Annotated in this window: 1 protein-coding gene; it reads right to left on the bottom strand. The window is 37.2% G+C overall.

Translation table 11 applies throughout. The features are described from left to right. On the bottom strand, positions 1–3,232 hold a 3,232-nt coding region (locus EGM88_RS15020), incomplete at both ends, for a DUF6923 family protein (protein ID WP_123899237.1).

Here is a 3,232-nt window from a genome sequence, read left to right as displayed (position 1 = left end):
TAGGTGTTGAATCTAGATCGGCTTGTGAGCTATTTATTATTTCTGCTTGGTTAATAAACTCTCCACAAACATCAACTGTGACACTATATTCTAGGGTAGCACTGTTATTACTTCCGCCTGATGTTGTTAAGGTACCTAAGGCCCATTCTAATCTTCCTGTTGCTGAATCATAAGTTACCGTACCTTGACTTACTGTATAATTTGATGCTATATGGTTATAGCTAAAATCTGTTGGTATTATATCTAACACCTCTATGTTATTTGCTGTTCCCGGACCATTATTAGTTACTGTAATGGTAAATGTTATTACATCACCTTGGTCGGGATTACTATTATCAACCGTTTTACTTAATTCTAAGTCCGCTTCTCCATTGATATTAGTATCTGTAACTGTATTATTACTTGGATCTGGATCATTAGAATTTGCTGGATTGGTAACCGTAGCTGTATTTACTAAGTCGCCAGTAAAAGTCAAAGGTATAGATACATCTACTGTATAGGTGATTGTTCCATTAACAGGAAGATCTACTACGTCATTTATTGCTCCGGTTTGTGTCCCTGAAATTGTAGTTGTGCTACCCGATGATGCTACTGCTGTATATGACACATTTGCTTCTGGAATTCCAATAGGCACTGCATCTGAAACCATTGCCCCTAACACTCCAAAAGGACCATTATTGGTAACTTCAATAGTATAAGTAGTTGTGGTACCTGGAACATATTGTGAAACTCCATCAGTTTTCGTTATTTCTAAATCGGCATCAAAGGTAATCGGAGCTGTTACACAATGAGCTCCATCATTTCTGTTAGAAACTTGACCCGCAGAAATTAAAGTTCTTGATCCATTTGTGATATTAAATTGATAAAAACCTCCTAAATAGTTCTCTCCTCCATAGAGCTCACCTGTACTACTGGTAAATAATGCTCCAAATGCTTTTATTGGATTGGCTCCTCCTATCGCAAGAACCTCTCCCGTAGTTACGTTAATACTATATAACACACCATTAGACGTATCAACACCATACAATAAGCCATTAGTAATATTATAGGCTATATCTGAAAGTCTTACACTTGCTGAAAGAGTAATTGTATTAGTGACTGTCTGACTAACTACATCAATCTGATATAGAGTATTTCCATATACAAATGGTAAAATATAATAATTCCCATTATCATCTATCTCTCCTGTAACATAGTTTGAAACAGGTAAACCTGCAATAGAACCTAAATTTACAGTGGTTCCATCACTATCTACCCTTACTAAATTAGTAGAATCTCCTTGAATACCATAAATAAAACCATCTATAGGATTAAATCCTATTGCATTATATTCTATACCATGGCTATTTGTTCCAATAGCATTAACAGTAAATGGATTTGTGCTAGATACATAATCATATAAAGTTGTGGGTGTTGACACATCTCCTTGACTTAAATATATTGAATTATCACAAGGAAATGGATTGGCTAAATCTCGAAAATCAACATCGCCTCCTGTAGAGGCATCACTATCTCCATCTGGTAAGATTACAGCTCCTGTTAACGGATTATCAATTGTTCCTCCTACATCTGAATAGCCTGTTGTGGCATCTGTAGCATTGTCTAATCCATCATTGTCTGAGTCATTTCCTGTTAAGGTTATGCCTGCTTCCACAGTATCATTTACTCCATCATTATCTGAGTCTAAATCTAAATAATCTGGACTATCTGTTCCATCAGTATTTACTGGTGTTAAACCGTTGGTGTAATTTGTATATACTCCATTAACATCTACGGTTCCACTAGCGGCTGTATAGCCTGTTGTGGTTTGGGCTTCTACATTATCTGGTATGCCATCGCCATCACTGTCTAAATCTAAGAAGTTTGGAATAGTATCAGTATCATCAGTGCTTTCTGCAATGGTATAGTTGATTCGTTCATTGTCTGGATGATCTTGTACTACATCTGGCAATCCGTCTGCTCCAACTGAACCATTTACTTGACCATTTGTATGTGGTTGGTTATGCCCAACTTCAACAGCATCAAAAATTCCGTCATTATCACTATCCAAGTCGAAAGCATCAATCACTCCATCTCCATCAGTATCTTGACATGAGCCGTCTTTTACCAATCTAACATTATCTAATGCTGCTCCTGCACTCGTACTTCCAGATGGTGGAGTAGCTTCAAATGAAATGGTAGTGGTTGCCGTGGTTGCTACAAAAGAAACTTGATAATAAAACCAATTTTTAGGACCGATAATGCCATTAATTGGCCCTTGTGCAAAAGTAGTTAAGGTCTGATTAACCAAATTGTTAGAATCTGAATCTGTTACTTTAGCATTCAGCGTTACAACACTCCCTGATGAATGACCAACGTCTTCTCCCCAATAAAACGATAAGGTGTAAGACTCGCCTACCTCAGTAGATATCGTCTGCCAAATAGTATTATTTACACCTCCTGAATGGGTATTGTTTCCTAAAACATCAATGTATTGATCGCCATCATACGATGCTGCAAAATCATTTGGCGTCCAAGAAAAACTTCCACTTGTTACCCAACCATCTAAATTATGAGTTTGATTCCAACCGTATAGACTATAGTTATTAATTGTTTGTCCGATAAACGTTCCTCCTGATTCTGTATTTGGACCAGGAAATTCTGTAGTACTTGAAAAATCTTGTGAGTCAAAACTGCCATTTATCAATAAATTGCCACACCCTTCATCTGTATCTAATATCCCATCATTATCGTCATCTACATCGTCTTCATCTGGTATACCATCTCCATCATTATCTGGCCTATTATCCGTAGCATCTCTATAATCAACATCGCCTCCACTACTTGCATCTTTATCTGAATCTGTTAAAACTACTGAACCACTTAATGGATCGTCAACCATTCCTCCTGGATCTGAATAGCCCGTTGTTGTGTCTAATAAATCATCCAAACCATCATTGTCTGAATCTAAATAACTTAAAGTAACTCCTGATTCTGTTGTATCACTAGAACCATCATTATCTGAATCTAAATCTAAATAATCTGGATTGTCGGTACCATCTGTATTTACAGGTGTTAAACCTTCTGCCGAACCCGGACTTAACTCATAAGAATCATCTAAACCATTGCCATCACTATCTATGCCACTTGGTGCGGTGTATCCCAATGTAGTTTGGGCTTCTACATTATCTGGTATGCCATCGCCATCACTGTCTAAATCTAAATGATTGGGTATGCCATCGTTATCAGTATC

Source organism: Aureibaculum marinum, from assembly GCF_003813905.1.
GTDB classification, from domain to species: Bacteria; Bacteroidota; Bacteroidia; order Flavobacteriales; family Flavobacteriaceae; genus Aureibaculum; species Aureibaculum marinum.
This window is presented reverse-complemented; position numbering and strand designations above follow the sequence as displayed.